The organism is Bacillus sp. PK5-006, from assembly GCF_054161415.1.
This window is the reverse complement of record NZ_CP096414.1, coordinates 2,524,874-2,543,294: the sequence shown is the minus strand read 5'-3', so window position 1 is coordinate 2,543,294 and position 18,421 is coordinate 2,524,874. Positions and strand designations below refer to the sequence as shown.

At 42.8% G+C, this 18,421-nt stretch carries 24 protein-coding genes and 1 riboswitch; of the genes, 17 read left to right on the top strand and 7 right to left on the bottom strand.

Annotation, left to right across the window (positions count from 1 at the left end):
• Positions 1 to 62: 62 nt before the first annotated feature.
• Entirely contained in the window at positions 63 to 863 is an 801-nt protein-coding gene (locus tag M1D84_RS13245) for an NAD kinase (RefSeq protein ID WP_003211364.1), read from the top strand.
• An 8-nt stretch (positions 864 to 871) separates the two neighbouring features.
• Positions 872 to 1,774 carry an RluA family pseudouridine synthase gene (locus tag M1D84_RS13240; RefSeq protein ID WP_073204729.1) on the top strand — a complete coding sequence of 301 codons (903 nt, stop codon included), beginning with the start codon at positions 872 to 874 and terminating at the stop codon, positions 1,772 to 1,774.
• A 42-nt stretch (positions 1,775 to 1,816) separates the two neighbouring features.
• On the opposite strand, the gene prpE is transcribed toward M1D84_RS13240, so the two are convergent.
• Entirely contained in the window at positions 1,817 to 2,560 is a 744-nt protein-coding gene (gene prpE / locus M1D84_RS13235) for a bis(5'-nucleosyl)-tetraphosphatase PrpE (RefSeq protein ID WP_073204732.1), read from the bottom strand.
• 161 nt (positions 2,561 to 2,721) lie between these two features.
• Here prpE and M1D84_RS13230 point away from each other — a divergent pair, with 161 nt between their 5' ends.
• From M1D84_RS13230 to M1D84_RS13185, 10 genes are all read left to right on the top strand, one after another.
• Positions 2,722 to 4,563 (top strand): monovalent cation:proton antiporter family protein, encoded by a 1,842-nt coding sequence (locus tag M1D84_RS13230; protein WP_458106297.1) that lies wholly within the window; start codon positions 2,722 to 2,724, stop codon positions 4,561 to 4,563.
• 59 nt (positions 4,564 to 4,622) lie between these two features.
• A riboswitch (TPP riboswitch) is annotated at positions 4,623 to 4,732 on the top strand.
• A gap of 78 nt (positions 4,733 to 4,810) precedes the next feature.
• Entirely contained in the window at positions 4,811 to 5,521 is a 711-nt protein-coding gene (gene tenA, locus M1D84_RS13225) for a thiaminase II (RefSeq protein ID WP_073204737.1), read from the top strand.
• Positions 5,496 to 6,113, top strand: a complete 618-nt coding sequence (gene tenI, locus M1D84_RS13220; protein WP_151862963.1) for a thiazole tautomerase TenI — start codon at positions 5,496 to 5,498, stop codon at positions 6,111 to 6,113. Before tenA ends, tenI begins: the two co-directional genes overlap by 26 nt.
• On the top strand, positions 6,097 to 7,209 hold the full coding sequence (thiO, locus tag M1D84_RS13215) for a glycine oxidase ThiO (RefSeq protein WP_025093415.1): 1,113 nt from the start codon (positions 6,097 to 6,099) through the stop codon (positions 7,207 to 7,209). The genes tenI and thiO overlap by 17 nt, the downstream gene beginning before the upstream one ends.
• Positions 7,206 to 7,409 (top strand): sulfur carrier protein ThiS, encoded by a 204-nt coding sequence (gene thiS, locus M1D84_RS13210; RefSeq protein ID WP_024426466.1) that lies wholly within the window; start codon positions 7,206 to 7,208, stop codon positions 7,407 to 7,409. The genes thiO and thiS overlap by 4 nt, the downstream gene beginning before the upstream one ends.
• Before the next feature lie 4 nt (positions 7,410 to 7,413).
• On the top strand, positions 7,414 to 8,181 hold the full coding sequence (locus M1D84_RS13205) for a thiazole synthase (RefSeq protein WP_041117145.1): 768 nt from the start codon (positions 7,414 to 7,416) through the stop codon (positions 8,179 to 8,181).
• Complete coding sequence (locus M1D84_RS13200; RefSeq protein WP_214755265.1) at positions 8,178 to 9,191, top strand: thiazole biosynthesis adenylyltransferase ThiF; 1,014 nt, start codon at positions 8,178 to 8,180, stop codon at positions 9,189 to 9,191. The genes M1D84_RS13205 and M1D84_RS13200 overlap by 4 nt, the downstream gene beginning before the upstream one ends.
• Before the next feature lie 16 nt (positions 9,192 to 9,207).
• Complete coding sequence (gene thiD / locus M1D84_RS13195) at positions 9,208 to 10,011, top strand: bifunctional hydroxymethylpyrimidine kinase/phosphomethylpyrimidine kinase (protein ID WP_025093418.1); 804 nt, start codon at positions 9,208 to 9,210, stop codon at positions 10,009 to 10,011.
• Positions 10,012 to 10,164: 153 nt separating this feature from the next.
• A complete protein-coding gene (gene fabI / locus M1D84_RS13190) occupies positions 10,165 to 10,941 on the top strand; it encodes an enoyl-ACP reductase FabI (RefSeq protein WP_024425017.1) in 777 nt (258 codons plus the stop codon).
• 114 nt (positions 10,942 to 11,055) lie between these two features.
• Positions 11,056 to 11,742 carry a CotO family spore coat protein gene (locus tag M1D84_RS13185; protein WP_458106296.1) on the top strand — a complete coding sequence of 229 codons (687 nt, stop codon included), beginning with the start codon at positions 11,056 to 11,058 and terminating at the stop codon, positions 11,740 to 11,742.
• 35 nt (positions 11,743 to 11,777) lie between these two features.
• On the opposite strand, the gene M1D84_RS13180 is transcribed toward M1D84_RS13185, so the two are convergent.
• The 5 genes from M1D84_RS13180 to M1D84_RS13160 all read right to left on the bottom strand — a co-directional run bounded on the left by M1D84_RS13180 (position 11,778) and on the right by M1D84_RS13160 (position 14,428).
• A complete protein-coding gene (locus M1D84_RS13180; RefSeq protein ID WP_024425015.1) occupies positions 11,778 to 12,221 on the bottom strand; it encodes a CotY/CotZ family spore coat protein in 444 nt (147 codons plus the stop codon).
• A gap of 203 nt (positions 12,222 to 12,424) precedes the next feature.
• Entirely contained in the window at positions 12,425 to 12,916 is a 492-nt protein-coding gene (locus tag M1D84_RS13175; protein ID WP_003211658.1) for a CotY/CotZ family spore coat protein, read from the bottom strand.
• A gap of 146 nt (positions 12,917 to 13,062) precedes the next feature.
• Positions 13,063 to 13,566 carry a spore coat protein gene (locus M1D84_RS13170; protein ID WP_024425014.1) on the bottom strand — a complete coding sequence of 168 codons (504 nt, stop codon included), beginning with the start codon at positions 13,564 to 13,566 and terminating at the stop codon, positions 13,063 to 13,065.
• Positions 13,567 to 13,654: 88 nt separating this feature from the next.
• Positions 13,655 to 13,990 (bottom strand): hypothetical protein, encoded by a 336-nt coding sequence (locus M1D84_RS13165; protein WP_024425013.1) that lies wholly within the window; start codon positions 13,988 to 13,990, stop codon positions 13,655 to 13,657.
• A gap of 42 nt (positions 13,991 to 14,032) precedes the next feature.
• Positions 14,033 to 14,428 carry a spore coat protein gene (locus M1D84_RS13160; protein WP_238550033.1) on the bottom strand — a complete coding sequence of 132 codons (396 nt, stop codon included), beginning with the start codon at positions 14,426 to 14,428 and terminating at the stop codon, positions 14,033 to 14,035.
• A gap of 167 nt (positions 14,429 to 14,595) precedes the next feature.
• Between M1D84_RS13160 and M1D84_RS13155 the strand changes: the two genes are divergently transcribed.
• The 5 genes from M1D84_RS13155 (at position 14,596) to M1D84_RS13135 (ending at position 16,076) form a co-directional block, all read left to right on the top strand.
• Positions 14,596 to 14,946 (top strand): DUF1360 domain-containing protein, encoded by a 351-nt coding sequence (locus tag M1D84_RS13155; RefSeq protein WP_024425011.1) that lies wholly within the window; start codon positions 14,596 to 14,598, stop codon positions 14,944 to 14,946.
• A gap of 71 nt (positions 14,947 to 15,017) precedes the next feature.
• Entirely contained in the window at positions 15,018 to 15,146 is a 129-nt protein-coding gene (locus M1D84_RS13150) for a hypothetical protein (RefSeq protein ID WP_259279657.1), read from the top strand.
• Positions 15,147 to 15,236: 90 nt separating this feature from the next.
• Complete coding sequence (locus tag M1D84_RS13145) at positions 15,237 to 15,458, top strand: hypothetical protein (protein WP_024425010.1); 222 nt, start codon at positions 15,237 to 15,239, stop codon at positions 15,456 to 15,458.
• An 84-nt stretch (positions 15,459 to 15,542) separates the two neighbouring features.
• On the top strand, positions 15,543 to 15,680 hold the full coding sequence (locus M1D84_RS13140; protein WP_024425009.1) for a YjcZ family sporulation protein: 138 nt from the start codon (positions 15,543 to 15,545) through the stop codon (positions 15,678 to 15,680).
• A gap of 138 nt (positions 15,681 to 15,818) precedes the next feature.
• Complete coding sequence (locus M1D84_RS13135; protein WP_008348417.1) at positions 15,819 to 16,076, top strand: stage VI sporulation protein F; 258 nt, start codon at positions 15,819 to 15,821, stop codon at positions 16,074 to 16,076.
• A gap of 16 nt (positions 16,077 to 16,092) precedes the next feature.
• Here M1D84_RS13135 and M1D84_RS13130 read toward each other — a convergent pair whose 3' ends face one another.
• Complete coding sequence (locus M1D84_RS13130; RefSeq protein ID WP_122631195.1) at positions 16,093 to 18,405, bottom strand: UvrD-helicase domain-containing protein; 2,313 nt, start codon at positions 18,403 to 18,405, stop codon at positions 16,093 to 16,095.
• Positions 18,406 to 18,421: the final 16 nt, after the last annotated feature.

The following is an 18,421-nucleotide window of genomic DNA, read 5'->3' as shown; positions in this document are numbered from 1 at the left end:
CCAGTTTGATCAAATATGATGCTGCCCTCTCATAGCAGCAAGGTGAAAAAGGAGAAGAATTCATGAAATTTGCAGTTTCTTCAAAAGGGAATTCTGTATCTGACACACTCAAAAGTAAAATTCAGACCTACTTATTGGATTTTGGTATGGAACTAAATGAAGAGGAACCCGATCTTGTCATTACGGTTGGTGGAGACGGCACCCTTCTTTATGCGTTTCACCGTTATAGCGACCGTCTAAATGAAACAGCTTTTGTCGGTGTTCATACAGGTCATCTTGGCTTCTATGCTGACTGGGTGCCGAGTGAAATTGAAAAACTCGTCTTAGCCATTGCGAAAACGCCTTATCATATTGTGGAATATCCGATCTTAGAAGTTATTGTCAGATACAACGACGGCGGCAGAGAAGAGAAATATTTAGCAATGAATGAATGTACGATTAAAAGCATGGAAGGGACACTTGTGGCAGATGTTGAAATTAGAGGCCAGCTGTTTGAAACATTTAGAGGTGACGGCCTTTGTCTGTCTACACCATCTGGCAGTACGGCCTATAATAAGGCACTGGGTGGCGCCATTATTCATCCTTCCATTAGAGCCATTCAGCTGGCGGAAATGGCTTCAATCAACAACCGAGTGTTTCGGACGGTCGGTTCACCGCTTATTTTGCCTGACCATCATACTTGTGTGATTAAACCGAGGAATGATGTCGATTTTCAGGTGACCATTGATCATTTGACACTGCTTCATAAAGACGTCAAATCCATTCAATGCCGGGTGGCAGACGAGAATGTCCGTTTTGCCAGATTTAGACCGTTTCCGTTTTGGAAAAGGGTGCAAGATTCCTTTATCGGAAAAGGAGAATAAGAAAGAGGTTGTTCCCGCTGGAATACTTTACGTTAAACAAAACCATAACAGCCAAAGAAGAAGGGCTGCTTTTAAAGGAATATTTAATTGATCTTGGTATTTCGAAAAGAATGCTGACGGATATTAAGTTTGATGGCGGTGACCTCCTCATTAATGGAGAGCATGTTACCGTGAAGTGCGAGCTGCATGAAGGGGACAGACTCACCATTTTATTTCCCGAGGAAAAAGTGAGTGAAGGGCTGAAGCCTGCACCGATTCCACTTGATATTATATTTGAGGACGAGCATGTCCTTGTGCTGAATAAAAGGCCGTATATTCCTTCGATCCCTTCTCGGGAGCACCCTGAGCACAGTATTGCGAATGGATTACTGCATCATTATGCCAAGCAGTCTGTTAGGCATACGGTTCATTTGGTAAACCGTCTTGATCGTGATACATCTGGTGTCATGCTTGTGGCGAAGCATCGGTTTGCCCATAGCCTTTTATCAAAGGCGCAAAAAAGTGGAGCGGTTAAACGAACATACAGAGCCTTTACACATGGCATGATCACAGAAAAACATGGAACGATCGCTGCAAAAATTGCCCGGAAAGGGGATAGTATTATCGAGCGGATGGTTGATGATGCTGGGCAGGAGGCAGTAACGCATTATTCCGTGCGAGCGGTAATCGCTGAGTTGAACATGTCGGATGTGTCTCTCTCACTTGAAACCGGGAGAACACATCAAATTCGTGTTCATATGCAATTTCTTGGGCATCCGCTCATCGGAGATACGCTGTATGGCGGAACGACCGAGCGGATAGACCGGCAGGCACTGCATAGTGAAACCCTTGCGTTTCCTCATCCGATGACAGGTGAGCAAATGACATTTTCAGCCCCGCTTCCTGATGATATGAAATCATTGCTTTTTTAACATAGAGAAACCCGGTCACCTGCAGCGCAGGGCCGGGTTTTTTTATGATGTGAAATGCTGAAATCTAGAATCGTCATAAGGCATGGATGAAGGAACGGAGACCGTTTTAAGCTCAGGGTATGTGAGGGCAGACAGCTTGTTGCCAAATACGCAGCCTGTATCAATATTGACCGTTCTGCCAACGAATCGAGGTTCTTTCACTGGTGTATGGCCATACACAATCCACGGTTTTCCGTGATATTCCTTTGCCCAGTCCTTGCGAACAGGCCGCCCATCTGGCCATGTTTCTCCTGTGACGGCACCAAATAATAAATAGGACCGCATTTGTTTATTCGGCTTTTTTCCAATATCCTTTTCCTTCATCGCTGCGTGTGCAATGATCAGCTCATCAGGAATGAGTACATCATAAAGCGGAGCCTTCTCGAATAACTGCTTAAATTCATGTGACAATTTGTTTTGTTCATGGATTGGCAGTTTTTTTATTTCGTGCACTGTGGTTTCGATGCCATGAAGCAATTTGACGGGATTTCCTTTTAAGTAGCGATAAAGCTTAAAGCAGTGGTTGCCAGGTACATAACGGATTGCGCCGTGTGAATAGGCATGAATGACAAATCGCATGACGTCTACTGACCGAGGTCCACGATCTGTTAGATCACCAACAAGGGCCAGCGTTCTCTTATCAGGATGGACGGGTAATCCATGTTTGAGTTCGTATCCTAGTTTGTGTATGAGGGTAAGCAGCTCTTCGTAGCAGCCATGGATATCACCAATAATATCGAATTTCATAAGGTTTCCTCCTGATTTTTTCATCCATTCATCGGATATAAAGAAGTTTGAATTTTAGAAAATATAACGAATGGCTTTCATTTCATTTGGGCAATTGTTAGAATCAATGCTTTAACGTAAGACTTAAAAAATTAAACATGAATGTTAGGAGGCTTTAGCCAATGGAGCATACATCTGTTTCATCACTCGTTGTCGTTATAATTGTCGCCTTTTTCACCCCTATTTTATTGCACCGATTTAAGCTGACCATTCCGGTCGTTGTAGCTGAAATCATCATGGGGCTCATCATTGGGAAAAGCGGTCTTCAACTGGTTGTCGAACATGATGCGTGGTTAGATACATTATCCATGCTCGGTTTTATTTTTCTGATGTTTTTAAGTGGACTTGAAATAGATTTTTCTTCTTTTGAGTCAAAGAAGAAAGCACGAGAACTCCCAAATGGTTTAAAAGAACCAAATACATTTAAAGCAGCCACCATGATTTTTCTTGGGGTATTTTGTATGTCTTTTATCCTGTCCTATGCGTTTGTACTCGCAGGGTTTATCCAAAATGCCTTTTTAATGACGCTCATTATCTCTACCATTTCATTAGGCGTAGTGGTGCCAACCTTAAAAGAGGAAAAGTTGATGCAGACGAATATCGGTCAAATCATTCTGCTTGTAGCTGTCATTGCCGATTTGGTCACGATGATTTTGCTTGCTGTGTTTTCCTCCATTTATGGAGATGGAACAGGGAACATGTGGCTCCTGCTCTTATTATTTGCTGCAGGCATTCTTCTTTATTTATTTGGCCGCGTATTTAAGACTAAGTCAATTTTTCAGTCGATGTCTAAAGGAACCGTGCAAATTGGGACAAGGGCAATCTTTACTCTCATTATAGTCTTAGTTGCCTTATCTGAATCACTCGGGGCTGAAAATATTCTAGGGGCGTTTTTAGCTGGCGTGCTTGTGTCCCTTCTTTCGCCAAATAAAGAACTCGTTCAGCAGCTGGACTCATTTGGCTACGGATTTTTAATCCCGATCTTTTTTGTGATGGTCGGAGTGGATCTAAATATATGGGCACTGTTTAAGGATCCGACGATTATGATCATGATTCCGCTTCTGTTTATTGCACTGCTTATAAGTAAGCTCATCCCGATTCTTTATTTGAAAAAATGGTATGACATGAAAAAGGTCATTGGCTCTGGCTTTTTATTAACTTCAACTTTATCTCTCGTCATTGCAGCTGCGACGATTGGTGAGCGGCTCGGTGTCATTGATCATAAAATGTCAGGAGCGCTGATTTTAGTTGCTGTGTTAACAAGTATTTTAACACCTGTTTGGTTTAAAGCGCTGTTTAAAAAAGAACAAGCGGCAAGCCATAAGAAGCGTGTGACCTTTATTGGTGCAAATCAGCTGACTTTACCTGTCACACTTGACTTACATCAGGATGAATATGATATTCGGATTTTGCATGTATTTCAAGAAAATAAGGAAGCGCTGCTGGCAGACTCTATCTTTGAAGTCGAATCAATTGAACAATACGATGATGAGACGCTGAGAAAGGCAGGCGTCGGCCAAGAAGATGTTCTTGTCGTCGCAACAGGCAGTGAGACGAAAAATAAGGAAATTGCTTTATTTGCAAAAGAAGAAGGTTCAAAACAAGTCATTGCAAGTGTCAACAAAGCAGAGGCAGAGCTGATATTGAAGGAAGCGGGAATTGATACGTTTTCTACTTTCCTGTCATCTAAAACGGTGCTAAGAGCTTTGATTGAAGCACCTGATGCGATTCGATTGCTAACAAATGAGGATTCTTCTTTGTATCAAATTCAAATGAACAATCATCGTTATCATAATGTCATGCTGAGAGAATTTCCTTTCACCGGTGATTTGGTATTTGTCCGCATTTTTAGAGGGGTAGACAGCTTAGTACCGCATGGCGATACGACACTTAGAAGCGGCGACCGTGTGCTTGTATCGGGCTCCCGAGAGTATGTGGCAGGACTAAGAGCCCAATTAGAATGACAATGAACCCTTGACCAATGAACAATTCCTGATTAAGATAGAGGTACAACATCATATATTTGATCCACTAGGGGAGTCCTTTAAAAGGGCTGAGATAAAAGTGTCGACTTTTAGACCCTCATTACCTGAACAGGTTCATACCTGCGTAGGGAAGTGGTGCGGTTTTTGACTATGCTTTTTACAAATTCCAAGCCACTTTCCACGCGGAAAGTGGCTTTTTTATATGGAAAAACAGGAGGAGAGGAACATGACGTTTTCAACAGAATGTAAAGAGGCTGCAGCAACATGGTGGAATGGAAGCTTTACACATCCTTTTGTCAAAGGGATTGGAGATGGCACACTTTCACTCGATCGTTTCACCTATTACGTGATGCAGGATTCTTATTATTTAACTCATTTTGCAAAGGTGCAGGCATATGGAGCGGCGATAAGTGATGACTTACATACGACGGGCAGAATGGCGTATCATGCCCAGGGCACGTATGAAGCAGAGCTGTCGCTGCATAGGAAATTTACAGAGCTTCTGCAAATTTCTGATGAAGCCATTGAGAACTTTAAGCCTTCTCCCACTGCTTATGCGTATACCTCTCATATGTACCGATCTGTAAAAAGCGGACGGTTTGAAGAGATTTTAGCCGCATTATTACCGTGTTACTGGCTCTATTATGAGGTAGGTGAAAAGCTGAAACAAACAACACCTGACCATCCAATTTACCAAGAATGGATTTTGACATACGGAGGCGATTGGTTTAAGGAACTCGTCTTCGAACAGGTGAACCGCTTTGATGAACTAGCAGAAAAAGCACCAGACCATGTACGGGCCAATATGAAAGAAAATTTCGTGATTTCAAGCTATTATGAATATCACTTTTGGGAGATGGCGTATCAAAAAGAAATGTGGCAAACAGCATGCTTAGATGGGGTTGGTGCAAATGGAACTCCACGCAGTGACAAATGATTCCCTTCCTGCGGGTGAACTGATCAAACAAATAAAAGTTATAGCGTCTGAAGTGGATTTTATTCATATTCGTGAACGGTCTAAAACTGCGAGTGAGCTTGTTGATCTCGTGAAGAATCTCCTTTTAGAAGGTGTACCGAAAGAAAAGCTCGTGATCAATGACAGAGTAGACGTTGCACTGCTTACCAATATTCACAGGGTGCATCTCCCAGGCCACAGCTTTTCGCCAAAAGAACTGCGAAAAAAATTTCCTCATCTTCATGCGGGAGTATCTGTCCATTCGATAGAAGAAGCGAAAGCAGCAGAGAAAAATGGAGCAGAGTATGTCATGTTTGGGCACATATATGCTACCTCTTGTAAACCAGGACTTCAGGCAAGAGGTGTACAGCTTGTGAAAGAACTGACTTCTGAACTAACAATTCCAGTGGTGGCCATCGGCGGGGTGACCCCAGAACGAGTTCCAGAATTGAAACAAGCAAATGTGAAAGGAATTGCTGTCATGTCTGGGATTTTTGCTCATCATCAGCCGCGTATGATGGCACAAGCATTTTTTGAAAAGGTAAAGGAGAATCCTTATGAAAAAGCATTATGACGTTGCAATCATTGGTGGTGGAATCATAGGGGTCTCCATCGCCTATCACCTTGCAAAAGCAGGAAAACAAGTGGTCTTATTTGAAGCGAATGAGATAGGGAAGCAAACGACAAGTGCGGCTGCCGGGATGCTCGGTGCACATGCTGAAGGAGAGGGTCATGAGGATGTTTTCTTTCAGGCAGGCAGAGCAAGCCAGGCATTGTACGAAAAATTAAAAGTCGATCTTCTGCATGAATCAGGCATTGATATTCGAACTTCAGCGGGCGGTATCATGAAGGTCGCCTTTACAGAAGAAGAGAAACAAGCCCTTTGCCGGATGCAGCATTTGTCTACATTTAAATGGCTTGACGCAAGCAGCGTAAAAAAATGCATGCCTCAAGTTACAGATCACATGCTGGGAGCAGGTTTGATTGAAGAGGATGTGCATGTGGAACCTTACGCTGTATGCAGGGCTTTATGGCAGGCGGCCGTCCGGTACGGGGCAGATGTGAAAGAGTGTACACCTGTGATCGAAGTGAAGCGGGACAAAGAAGCGTTAACTGTCAGAACAACGAAGGGCACATTCACATGTGATGATCTGACAGTCGCAAGTGGTGTATGGTCTGGCCGTTTTTTTGAAGAACTCGGATTATCGCATTCTCTTTATCCAGTAAAAGGGGAATGTGTGTCTGTATGGAATAATGGTCCGGCGCTCGCACACACCATTTATCATGATCATTGTTATATCGTTCAGCGAGATAGCGGAAAGCTTGTTATCGGCGCAACAATGAAGCCAAACGAGTGGCAGGCTGTTCCAACGCTTGGCGGCATGGAAGCTGTGATTCAAAAGGCGTCTCAGCTTATGCCTTCTATTAAGGAGATGCCGATTGAAGAGTGCTGGGCAGGCCTTCGTCCGGCGACAAACGACCGGCATCCTTATATCGGAAGACATCCAGAAGACAAGCGTATTCTTTTTGCTGCAGGGCATTACAGGAATGGCATTTTACTTGCGCCGATTACTGGAGAAATCATTCGTGACCTGATATTAGGCGAACCGGTCAAAGAGGAATGGCTTCACGCGTTTCGTATTGGACGAAAGGAGGCACTATTCGTATGAAGATTCAATTGAATGGCAGAATCGTTGATTTCGATCAAGAGAATGGAACGATCTATGATCTGCTATCAGCCTATCAGCTTGAAAACCGTGTGGTGATCGTTGAAAAGAACCATGAAATCATTGATAAAGAAGCGTTTCAACAAGTAGAAATTCAACCAAATGACACGATTGAAATCGTTCATTTCGTAGGAGGAGGATGACCCAATGCTGCACATTGGCGGAAAAACATTCACATCAAGACTATTACTCGGAACAGGAAAGTACCCATCATTTGAGGTTCAAAAAGAAGCGGTGAACGTATCGGAAGCCGAAATTTTAACCTTTGCCGTCAGAAGAATGAACATATTCGAAGCATCTCAGCCTAATTTTTTGGAGCAGCTTGATTTATCAAAATATACGCTGCTTCCGAATACAGCTGGAGCAAGTACAGCAGAAGAGGCAGTGCGTATTGCCCGTTTAGCAAAGGCTTCTGGGCTTTGTGACATGATTAAGGTAGAAGTCATTGGTTGTTCAAGGTCTCTTCTGCCAGATCCAGTTGAAACATTAAAAGCATCTGAAATGCTGCTCGAAGAAGGATTTATCGTGCTGCCATATACATCTGATGATGTGGTGCTGGCAAGAAAATTAGAAGAACTCGGTGTCCATGCTATCATGCCTGGTGCTTCACCGATTGGTTCAGGCCAAGGCTTACTAAATCCTTTGAATCTCTCATTTATTATTGAGCAGGCGAAGGTGCCGGTCATTATTGATGCTGGCGTAGGTTCTCCGAAGGATGCAGCTTATGCGATGGAGCTTGGAGCAGACGCTGTATTACTAAATACCGCTGTCTCTGGTGCAAAGGATCCTGTGAAAATGGCAAAAGCAATGAAACTCGCGATTGAATCAGGAAGACTAGGCTATGAGGCAGGACGTATTCCGCTGAAAAACTATGGGACAGCGAGCAGTCCACAGGAAGGAATGCCGACATTTTGAGCACTCGTTATTCACGCCAAGAGCTTTTTCAGCCAATTGGAACAGAGGGACAAAAGCGGCTAAATGACTCAAAGGCGGTCATTATTGGAGCGGGGGCACTTGGAACCGCAAGTGCTGAAATGCTCGTTCGTGCCGGCGTTGGATCTGTCACCATTTTGGACCGAGATTATATTGAATGGAGCAACCTTCAGCGTCAGCAGCTTTACACGGAGCAAGACGTGAAGGATCGACTGCCAAAAGCTGTGGCGGCTGAAAAAAGACTCAAGCAAGTAAACAGTGACGTGCACATCAAAGGAATCGTAATCGATGTGACTGCTCACAATATTGACGAACTTGTCAGTGAGGCTTCAATCATTGTCGATGCAGCGGATAATTTTGAGGTAAGAATGATAGCAAATGATGCCGCTGTCAAACATCAAATACCGTTCCTTTATGGGGCCTGTGTCGCCAGTTATGGCATTCAATTCACAGTGATCCCTGGTGAGACGCCGTGTTTACACTGTCTGCTTGAACATTTGCCCGCCCAAGGCATGACATGTGATACAGCAGGTATCATTAGTCCAGTTGTGCAGCAGGTGGCGGCATATCAAGTGGCAGATGCACTTAAATATTTAACAGGACATCAAGTGACGCCAATTTTAAAATCCTTCGATTTATGGAAAAATGAACGCTCTGACATTCGGTCGGCCGCGTCTTTAAAGAAGAAGCAATGTCCAAGCTGTGGACTGAAGACCTATCCATTTCTTTCATATGACAAGAGAGCGAAGGCAGATGTACTATGCGGCCGCAATACGGTACAAATCCGCAGTGCAGCAGAAACACCGCCGCCTTTACATGAAGTAGCTCTTCGGTTAAAGAAAGCAGGAATGGATGTGCTTGAGAATCCATATTTGCTTTCGTGTCAAAAGGATGAGTTTAAGCTTGTCTTATTTAAAGATGGCAGAGCGCTTGTACATGGTACGAATGATATTGCCAAAGCAAGAACCATTTATCATCAATGGATTGGCTAATGAGAGGTGTGAAGAAATGACGATCAAAAAAGCATTCACAATCGCGGGTTCTGATTCTGGCGGCGGAGCAGGTATTCAGGCAGATTTGAAAACTTTTCAGGAGCTCGGTGTGTACGGAATGTCTGCGATCACAGCGATTACTGCGCAAAACACACTAGGTGTTCACGGGATATACCCGCTTTCAATTGAGGCGTTAGAGCGTCAAATAGATGCAGTGGCAGAAGACTTACCGCCAGATGCCGTCAAAACAGGGATGCTGTGGAGTGCAGACATGATCAAGATTGTAGCTGAAAAAACGGTTCAATATGATATGAAGCTGATTGTAGATCCAGTCATGATCGCAAAAGGAGGGGCCTCTTTATTAAATGAAGATGCGGTCGCTGCGATGAAAACACACTTGCTGCCTGTCAGCTATGCTGTAACGCCGAATCTTCCTGAGGCAGAAGTACTGACAGGGATACAAATTCAGACGAAAAAGGACCGCTATGTGGCAGCGGAGCGCCTTTATGAGCTAGGTACGAAACATGTCGTGATTAAAGGCGGCCATGGTCCATCTGATGGGATGATTACAGACCTGCTGTATGATGGAAAAGGCTTTATTGAAGTCACAAATGAACATATTGATACACCGCATACACATGGCACAGGCTGCACGTTTGCAGCAGCATTAACAGCTGAAATTGCGAAAGGATATTCGATGCAGGAAGCCTTTGAAACAGCAGAAACCTTTGTTCATGAAGCCATTAAATTCCCTTTACGTATTGGATCTGGACACGGACCTACGAACCATTTTGCTTATCAGCAAAACAGAATCAAATGATAAAGGAATCGAACCGTCTTCACTTATGAAGACGGTTTTTTCGCGAAAATGAAACTTTCTTTCAGCGGAAATTGTCATTCTCTTATGATCTGTGATAATATTATGATCAGGTACTAATACTATGTCTTGAAAAAATAGGAGGCTTTATTACATATGAACTTTTCTTTAGAAGGCCGTAATATCGTGGTTATGGGTGTTGCCAATAAACGAAGCATCGCTTGGGGAATTGCCCGCTCACTTCATGAAGCTGGAGCTCGTTTGATTTTTACTTATGTTGGAGATCGTCTTGCTGAATCGGTAAAAGAGCTGGCAAGCACACTTGAGCGTGATGATTCTATTATTCTTCCATGTGACGTGACAAGTGACGAAGAAATCGAAAAATGTTTCGCTGCAATTAAAGAAAAAGTACAAGTCATTCATGGCGTTGCGCATGCCATTGCATTTGCAAACAAGGAAGAGCTTGTAGGCGAATACTTGAACACGAACCGTGAAGGTTTCCTTTTGGCACACAACATTAGTGCATACTCATTAACTGCTGTAGCAAAAGCAGCACGTCCATTGATGACAGAGGGTGGAAGCATTGTGACGCTTACATACCTAGGCGGAGAGCGTGTTGTATCAAACTACAACGTAATGGGTGTAGCGAAAGCATCACTTGAAGCAAGTGTGAAATATTTAGCAGCTGATTTAGGCGCAGAAGGTATCCGCGTGAACAGCATTTCTGCTGGTCCAATTCGTACGTTATCTGCAAAGGGCATCAGCGGCTTTAATACCATTCTGAAGGATATTGAAGAGCGTGCACCGCTCCGCCGTACAACAACTCCTGAAGAAGTTGGCGATACAGCTCTATTCTTATTCAGTGATCTATCTCGCGGCATGACAGGTGAGAATCTGCATGTTGATTCCGGCTTCCATATCATTGCCCGCTAAACGAATACATGACTTGCAGCATACCAATGAAGGGTATGCTGTTTTTTTATTTTTCTTCTGATTTAAGGCCTCCGTTCATATATATAAGGAATGAATCATTCGGGAGGGATTAGTATGTCAAATAAAGGTGATGAGAATCAAAAGCCGCTGATGTATATTGTTCAGCCGAGCTATCAAGAATCAAAGCCGGCCATGCAAAATATTGTGAGAAAGCGAAAGAAATCAGAAAAACAGCCAGAAAGTGAGACCAATGCAAAAGATGTAATCAAAGAAAGCACGCAGGAGGAACCTGCCGCTCAAGAAATAGAGCATAAAAAAGAAGCTGAGCCGCCTAAACTTCAACAAGAACGAGATATGACAAACGAATCTGAGTTTACAGAAGAACAAGAGATCACACAAGAAGCAGAGGCTACACAGGAACAAGAGGATACACAAGAAGCCGAACGTACACAGGAACAAGAAATCTCGCAAGAACCAGAGCTCATACAAAAGCGAGAGCCTCAAGAAGAAGAGGGAAATCAGCCAGAAGGTGTCTTTCATGAAACAAAAGAAGAACCAAGAAGAAAACGAGTGAAAAAGCCTTTAAGTCAGATGAGTATTGATGAAAAAGTCGATTTTCTCACAAGACTGCCTCATAATATGCCAAGAGCTCTTTGTCTGATTGAAGCTGATGGTAAAACATATAGAGGAATCATCATGGATCGAAAAGATGATACTGTGATCATTCGTACAGCAGGCGGGGGAAATCCAGTCGAATTAGCGATTGCTGAGATTACTTCCATCCATCCGCTAGGTTTTTAACTAATAAAAAAAGTCCCTTATAGGGACTTTTTTTGTTAGCAGTTACGATTGATGAGTCGTGGGTTTAGGCACTCGATTGCGCAGAAGCAGTCAAGGTCTACTTCAATGCAATATTTCGATTTTTCTAATCGGAACACATCACATAAGGAATCTTTATCTGTAAAATCTAAAATATGACGGTCTTTGTCAAATGCGATAAGCAAGCTGAGTGTTGCGCAGTGATCACAGATGTGTTCGACTCTGAAAAATGCAGTGCTGAAGCAAGGACCTGGATCTACTTCTCCGACGTTTCCGAATGCGACGAATGGTTTTGATTTGGATGTAAAGAGAACAAACGGGACAGTGTCACCTAATGAATGTGATGGAGAAAGGAGATTGCTGTAACAGCTGGTCGGGCACTCTTCTTTGACAGCATTTTGCAAGTCGCTAATGTTTTCAACAGCCTCTGTTACACAGCTCCATGAATGGTTGCGGCTCATATTCAACCCTCCTATACTAGGAAATTTGTTTGAGTGTTTGAGCACTGTCATCATCTACAAGCTATCTTTGCCGGCTCGTGCTTCTACTTTTAACCAATGCGGAAGCGGCCGCTTCTTATGCTGACTGCTCCGCATGATTGGCTGTCATTCGTGAGGAAGGGGATGCTTTGACTCATGACAAGTTAGATCAGCGGCCTGTTGATTTAGCCGTGGTGATGATGCTTTTTATCTTTCGATGGCATGACTCTGTCGACAAGCTCTGGGTTTAAGCATTGGATTGCGCAGAAGCAGTTTAAATCAACCTCAATACAAAAGTCCGTTTTTTCTAGACCAAAGAAGTCAGGGTCACAAGGGTGACACACGCTCAGCGTATGTCCGTGTACATCAACTGGTCTTAATACAGATAACGTAGCACAGCAGTCGTGTAATTTTTCAACCCGGAAGAAAATAGATTCGAAGCATTGGCAATCGTCAACGAATCCTCCAATGTTTCCGAAAGTAGAGAACAACCCGCCCTTTTTATCAAAAAGTAAAAACGGAATCGTATCTTTTCCAGAAACTGTTGGGCTTAATAAATTACTGTAGCAGCTCGTAGGACATTTATCTTCTACAGCTTCCTGCTCTGCTAAAATCTTATCAACCGCATCGCATACACAGTTTTCATCATGTCGGCCATGGTGTTTTCCGCAGCTCATGGATTTCAGCTCCTTTAACAAGGTATTTGACTTTAGTCCTTAACAACATATGTATGCGCCCTCTAGTTGGTGTGGGTAAATGACCATTTATATTTGTTGTATTTTTATAAAAGGAAAAGCAGAGCTTTTCGCTCTGCTTTTGGACATTAGAGGATGCCGATTGCAACGATTGTCGCAACAAGAGTTTGTGTAAGTGTTTGGATTGCGATAGAGATGTCCGCATCGATTGTAGAGACTGTAACGTTTCTTGAATTTTCGATGACAAGTTTTTGGCGGTTTGTTTGTTTGTGAGTAGCAGCTTGTAAGAGATCCTGCGTGACGCGGTCTGCCAAATCACCGTCTGCGATTGAGATATTTGTAATGGTGATGATCGCTGTTTGAATCGCTACTTGGATAGATGCTGCAACCTGTGCATCGACAGAAGATACGTTAATGTCACAAGAGTCTCTGACGATAATGACTTCCTCAGATGTCTGCTTTGTGAAGCTTACTTGATCCAAGTCTTGTAAGATATCTTCATCATCATAATAATCGTCACAAAGTGCTTTTCTTTCATAGTTGCAATCGTCGTGGTGTTCGTGGTGTCTGTGGTGTCCGTGGTGTGTACAGTTACGATCTAGAGCGACCCAAGAATATGGTTTAGAATCCATTTCTATTCCTCCTTCCGTTTACTTTATTAAATGCTGGAATGCGTGGTTTTGTCTCGGGCATTTACCCTAGCAGGCAACCCATTTTTATTTAATCGTTATTACGCTGCGCATTACGACGCTGCTGAATACGATTTCGAAGTGAGTTTCGATTTGGACGTACTTTTGGTTCAGGCACTACTTCTTCCGGCTGTTTTGCTGCCTCAGCCTGCCTTTTTTTCTCCTGCTGCTGTTCTACGAAATCATTTGCTTTCTTTTGTAAGTCCTCGACTAATTTCAAAATCATTCTTCTTTGATCGTCTGAAATTTTTGCTTTCTGATCATCAGTGATATTGTTTTTGTTTAACACATCACTGACAAGAAGACTTGTTAATGGATCAATATCCGTATTGATTTGAAACTCCTTTTTTTCGTTCTCTTCAGCCACGATGATTTCACCTCTTTCATACGTCATTAGAAAAAGAAAGGGTCAAAGAATGCCGACTTCAACTAAGAGCACATTCAATGTTTGAGTGAGAATTTGGACGGAGTTCATAATGGATGCATCTGATAATGTTATCGTAATGTTATAGCAGTTGATGATTTGAATCACAGTTTTCTTTTGGACTTCCACTTGTTGTGTGGATAAAAGCTGGTCTGTGATGTCAGCAGCCAATTCATCGTCTGGTACAAGAATTTGGATTAAAAGAGTAATGATTGTCGTTACGGTCGCTTGAAGGGAGAGTGCGGCTGTTACATCTGTTTTATGAATTGTGACATTTTCGGAATCTTTGATCTCAATGAAATCATCATAATTGCTGATTAATTCGTTTAACAGTTGTGTATACAATTTTTCAGCACTTTCTTCAATAGACAATACTTTCACTCCTTTCTTATCTATACATTATTTAATGCAACAAGGACGCAAGGTGGAATCGGAAAGTGTGAAAAAGTACAACCCAATTTTATTTCCGCTCGATTCATCATGTCGGTCTTTTTTCTTGCATATATAAAGAAAGGACGGAAAAAGAAGAAAGAAGGAGGTGGAGGCTTCTGAGCGGTGCTTTGTCATTTGTCGTGTTTGCCCTCGCATCCTTTAGACTGACGAGACTGATTGTGTTTGATACCATTACTGCGCCATTCCGCCGTCTATTTCATGAAGAACAGGAAGAGGTAAACGAACAAGGTGAGGTCGAAACATATATCATCATTAAAGGGGAAGGACTGCGGTCTTGGATTGGAGAACTGTTAAGCTGTTATTGGTGTACTGGCATATGGTGCACTGCTGCCTTACTTCTGATATACATACTTTTTCCTGTCATCAGCATGTGGCTTAATTTACTATTAGCGATTGCCGCAGCAGCAGGCATCATTGAAGCGGTTGTCTCGAAGCTTGTGAAATAAACAGGCATTCTGATCAGACACGCTTTCAATAAATGCATATACTATCATGGAATAGGAAAGGAAGGGTTGCGATGAAACCAACTGAAACGCCGTCACATATGCTTCAAGGTTATCCAGCGCAGTCAAATCAACAATCAGTATATACGAAGAAAATCAAGAAAAATGGCTGCGGCTGTGGAAACAAAAAGAAACCTCAATAATAGAAGAGAAAAACAAAAGCCGGATTTATCCGGTTTTTTTGTTGCCCTTTTTTTGAGTGATGCATATGTAAGAGAGAAGGGGTGACCAGAATGGATGCATTCGAACAATTAATCGGTTCTTTGTTCACTAAACCGCATGATGGGAAAGAACAAGCGCACGAGAAGGCTGAAATGGATCTAACGGATAAAGCGAATGATCTTGAGGAGCACTTAAAAGCATTTGGCGTGAAGATGGAGGCTTTTGCGAAAGAAACAGAAGCATTCATGATGCGTCATACAGAGGCAGATTACGTCTTTAAACAGCAGAAATAAAAATTCCGCACTTTTTTATGTGATCGTCCAAACCATTTCTTGCATTTTTCATACTTTGTAAGGGAGAAGAGGAGGTGCTTAAATATGAGTTACGGTTACGGTGGCGGTTGTTGCGGCGGCTACGGTGGTGGCTACGGCGGCGGATATGGATCAACATTTGTTCTTGTCGTAGTGCTTTTCATCCTTTTAATCATCGTTGGTGCTTCTTTCTTTAACTACTAAAAAGTAAGAAGGTGAGGGAAGCAAGGGGGAAGCCTTTTGCTTTCCTTTCTCTTTGGTCAAACAAGGCTTTAGGATAGGCACATATCCCGCCTATTTTCATATAGTAAGGTGATTACTCCACAAAGAGGAGGCAAATGAATGGATAATAAATTCTTTAAAAGCGTAGAAAACAAAACCGGTGTGAATATGAATGATGTGTTTAAACTTGCAGGTTCTTTGCAAAATGCCAACTTTAAAGATGAGAATACCGTTCGAGGTGTCATTAAAAAAGTAGCACAGCTTGCGAACAAACGTGTACCTAAAGAAATGGAAGACAAAATCGTTCAATCGATTACAAGTGGAAAAGAAAAGCTTGATTTCAATACAATCGCTAAAATGATGAACAACAAAAAATAAGCAACAGGCTCTCCGTTTAAAGGGGGGCCTGTTGTTTTTGCGTAAATAATTCACGGTTTTTCTTTAGAAGAGGATACAAAAAACGAGAACGATGAGCCGTTTTTCCTCGTCTAAATGAAGGAACAGACAGATAAAGAGATTGTTCAGCTCTTGTCATGGCCACGTATAATAAACGGCGCTCTTCTTCGAGCGCTTCTTCATGACCGTTTCTGAGTTCATCCAGTGAGAAATCATGAGGCAGTGCTCCGTCGACCACACAAGTGATGTATACTGTCTGGAATTCAAGTCCCTTTGCGCGGTGGATCGTCATGAGCTGAACACCGGGTTCATCTGTTTTTTCCTTTTCGGCAGACTTCATATGTTCGGCATGTGCGAGAAAGGCTTCAATCGTTTCAAAGCGTTTGGCGGCTGTTTTCACATCACGTACATCATCCGCCCCTTTTTCAAGTACATTCGTATCGTTCACCCGTTTTTTTAAGTAATCACCGAGTCCCATCTTTTGTTCAATAAATGTCACCGCGTCTGATGGCTTTAATGTTCGTAATGTTCGGAACAAAGGAACGATTGATTGCAGCTTTTTCTGTTGAAACGGCTGTATATCTGTCAGTTTTCCGAGCGCTTCTACCATTGAGCAATCTTCTGTGATGGTCAGTGCCTTTAGTGTATTCAGGGTTTGCTGCTTTAAAAAGAAAACCGGCAGCAGCTGTTTTATGGCGGCCACATCGTCTGCATCCTGACTTAAGGAAAGAAAGGCGAGAAGAACCCGAACCATTCGTCTGCTGTAGAAGGCTTTGACGCCAGCATCCGTCTCATATGGAATCGCCGATTGATGCAGCCGTTCATAAATCGCACGGCCGCCTGTATTTGTTCGAAACAGCACGCAGAAGTCATTCGGCTTTGCACCATTTTTAATTTTCTCCTGAATATCTGCGACAATCATGGTCGCTTCCTCTTCTTCATCATATGGATAGAAGAGCGTCGGAGGAATTTTCTCCGCGCGCACGGCTTTTAACGTCTTCTCATAACGATGCTGATTTTTCTTAATAATCGCATCAGCACTTGCGACAATTGTATGATGAGAGCGGTAATTCGCATGTAAATGGACGATCTGAGCCGAAGGATAGTCCTGTTTGAATTCAAGAATGAAAGCTGGATTGCTCCCTCTAAAGGCGTAAATGGCTTGATCATCATCCCCTACACAAAATAACTGCTCTGATTCTCCGGCTAAAAGCTGAATTAATTGATATTGCACTGGATTAATATCCTGAAATTCATCCACTAAAATATACTGGAATCGTTCTTGATACCGTTTTAGCAGTTCTGGCTGTTCTGTGAGCATATGTAAGCAGGCAATCGCCATATCATCAAAGTCAAATTGCTGATGATCTCGTTTTTGCTGTTCATATGATTGATAGATCGTCCACATGTGTTTTTCCTTTTCATCTTTCAAATCAGGAAGTTCACCTGGTAAAAAGGCATTTTTCCAATAGCCGATCGATTGCAGTACTTGATCGGTAGGGTAGTCTTTCTCATCAAGTCCCTCATTCATAATGGCTTTTCGAATGTATTGCTCCTTTTGCCAGTCAAACTTGATCAGATGCTGGCCGTTCCATTTGTTTGCGTCATCGTGAAGCAGCATTTTATAAAAAAGACTGTGGAAGGTACCTGTCACCACTTGGCTGGCTTGTGAAGGATGAAGCTGGTATTGCTTGCGCAGCCTTTCTTTCATCTCACTGCTCGCTTTGGTCGTGAAGGTCACGAGTAAAATATGGTGAGCAGGAATATGATGATGGGACATGAGATAAGCTGCTCTAGCCGTCAAGACTCTTGTTTTCCCGCTGCCGGCACCAGCCAGTACAAGCATCGGACCATCTTGATGTGTGACAGCTTGAAGCTGCGGTGTGCTAAAGGTGATATGCGGGAAGAGGTCGATCGTATGAACTTCTTCATTCTCTTCTAAATGTAAGGCGTCGCTAAATTGAATCGACCTTGGTACCTGCCAGTCATATGATTCGCTCGTTTGCGAGATGATCTGTTTGCCGGTTGGGAAACGGAAGCCGCCAAGTTCTTTATAGGAAGCCTTTTCCTCTTGTTCAGCCGTTTGATGATGATCTGCTTGTTCTTCAGCTTTTTCACAAATCTCTTGCTGAGATATGTGCTTATGAATAAAGGCAGGTTCATCATGTATATTTAATCTAAAAAAGACCGGTTGTCCGCAATATGGGCAGAATAATTGTCCTTTTTTTCCCTCGTCATGGAGGAATTGATAGTGTTCTCTCGAATACGTATGTAATGAGATCGTTCGATCATGTCGTCGTGCGCATTTCAAAGCTAGTCCTCCAGTA

Coding starts and splice junctions, on each gene's coding strand:
- M1D84_RS13185 (WP_458106296.1), top strand. CDS start 11,056: ATGTCAAATAAAGGTGATGAGAATCAAAAGCCGCTGATGTATATTGTT.
- M1D84_RS13245 (WP_003211364.1), top strand. CDS start 63: ATGAAATTTGCAGTTTCTTCAAAAGGGAATTCTGTATCTGACACACTC.
- M1D84_RS13230 (WP_458106297.1), top strand. CDS start 2,722: ATGGAGCATACATCTGTTTCATCACTCGTTGTCGTTATAATTGTCGCC.
- M1D84_RS13150 (WP_259279657.1), top strand. CDS start 15,018: ATGAAACCAACTGAAACGCCGTCACATATGCTTCAAGGTTATCCAGCG.
- M1D84_RS13180 (WP_024425015.1), bottom strand. CDS start 12,221: ATGAGCCGCAACCATTCATGGAGCTGTGTAACAGAGGCTGTTGAAAAC.
- thiS (WP_024426466.1), top strand. CDS start 7,206: ATGAAGATTCAATTGAATGGCAGAATCGTTGATTTCGATCAAGAGAAT.
- M1D84_RS13175 (WP_003211658.1), bottom strand. CDS start 12,916: ATGAGCTGCGGAAAACACCATGGCCGACATGATGAAAACTGTGTATGC.
- fabI (WP_024425017.1), top strand. CDS start 10,165: ATGAACTTTTCTTTAGAAGGCCGTAATATCGTGGTTATGGGTGTTGCC.
- M1D84_RS13205 (WP_041117145.1), top strand. CDS start 7,414: ATGCTGCACATTGGCGGAAAAACATTCACATCAAGACTATTACTCGGA.
- tenI (WP_151862963.1), top strand. CDS start 5,496: ATGGAACTCCACGCAGTGACAAATGATTCCCTTCCTGCGGGTGAACTG.
- M1D84_RS13145 (WP_024425010.1), top strand. CDS start 15,237: ATGGATGCATTCGAACAATTAATCGGTTCTTTGTTCACTAAACCGCAT.
- M1D84_RS13135 (WP_008348417.1), top strand. CDS start 15,819: ATGGATAATAAATTCTTTAAAAGCGTAGAAAACAAAACCGGTGTGAAT.
- thiO (WP_025093415.1), top strand. CDS start 6,097: ATGAAAAAGCATTATGACGTTGCAATCATTGGTGGTGGAATCATAGGG.
- M1D84_RS13170 (WP_024425014.1), bottom strand. CDS start 13,566: ATGGATTCTAAACCATATTCTTGGGTCGCTCTAGATCGTAACTGTACA.
- prpE (WP_073204732.1), bottom strand. CDS start 2,560: ATGAAATTCGATATTATTGGTGATATCCATGGCTGCTACGAAGAGCTG.
- thiD (WP_025093418.1), top strand. CDS start 9,208: ATGACGATCAAAAAAGCATTCACAATCGCGGGTTCTGATTCTGGCGGC.
- tenA (WP_073204737.1), top strand. CDS start 4,811: ATGACGTTTTCAACAGAATGTAAAGAGGCTGCAGCAACATGGTGGAAT.
- M1D84_RS13140 (WP_024425009.1), top strand. CDS start 15,543: ATGAGTTACGGTTACGGTGGCGGTTGTTGCGGCGGCTACGGTGGTGGC.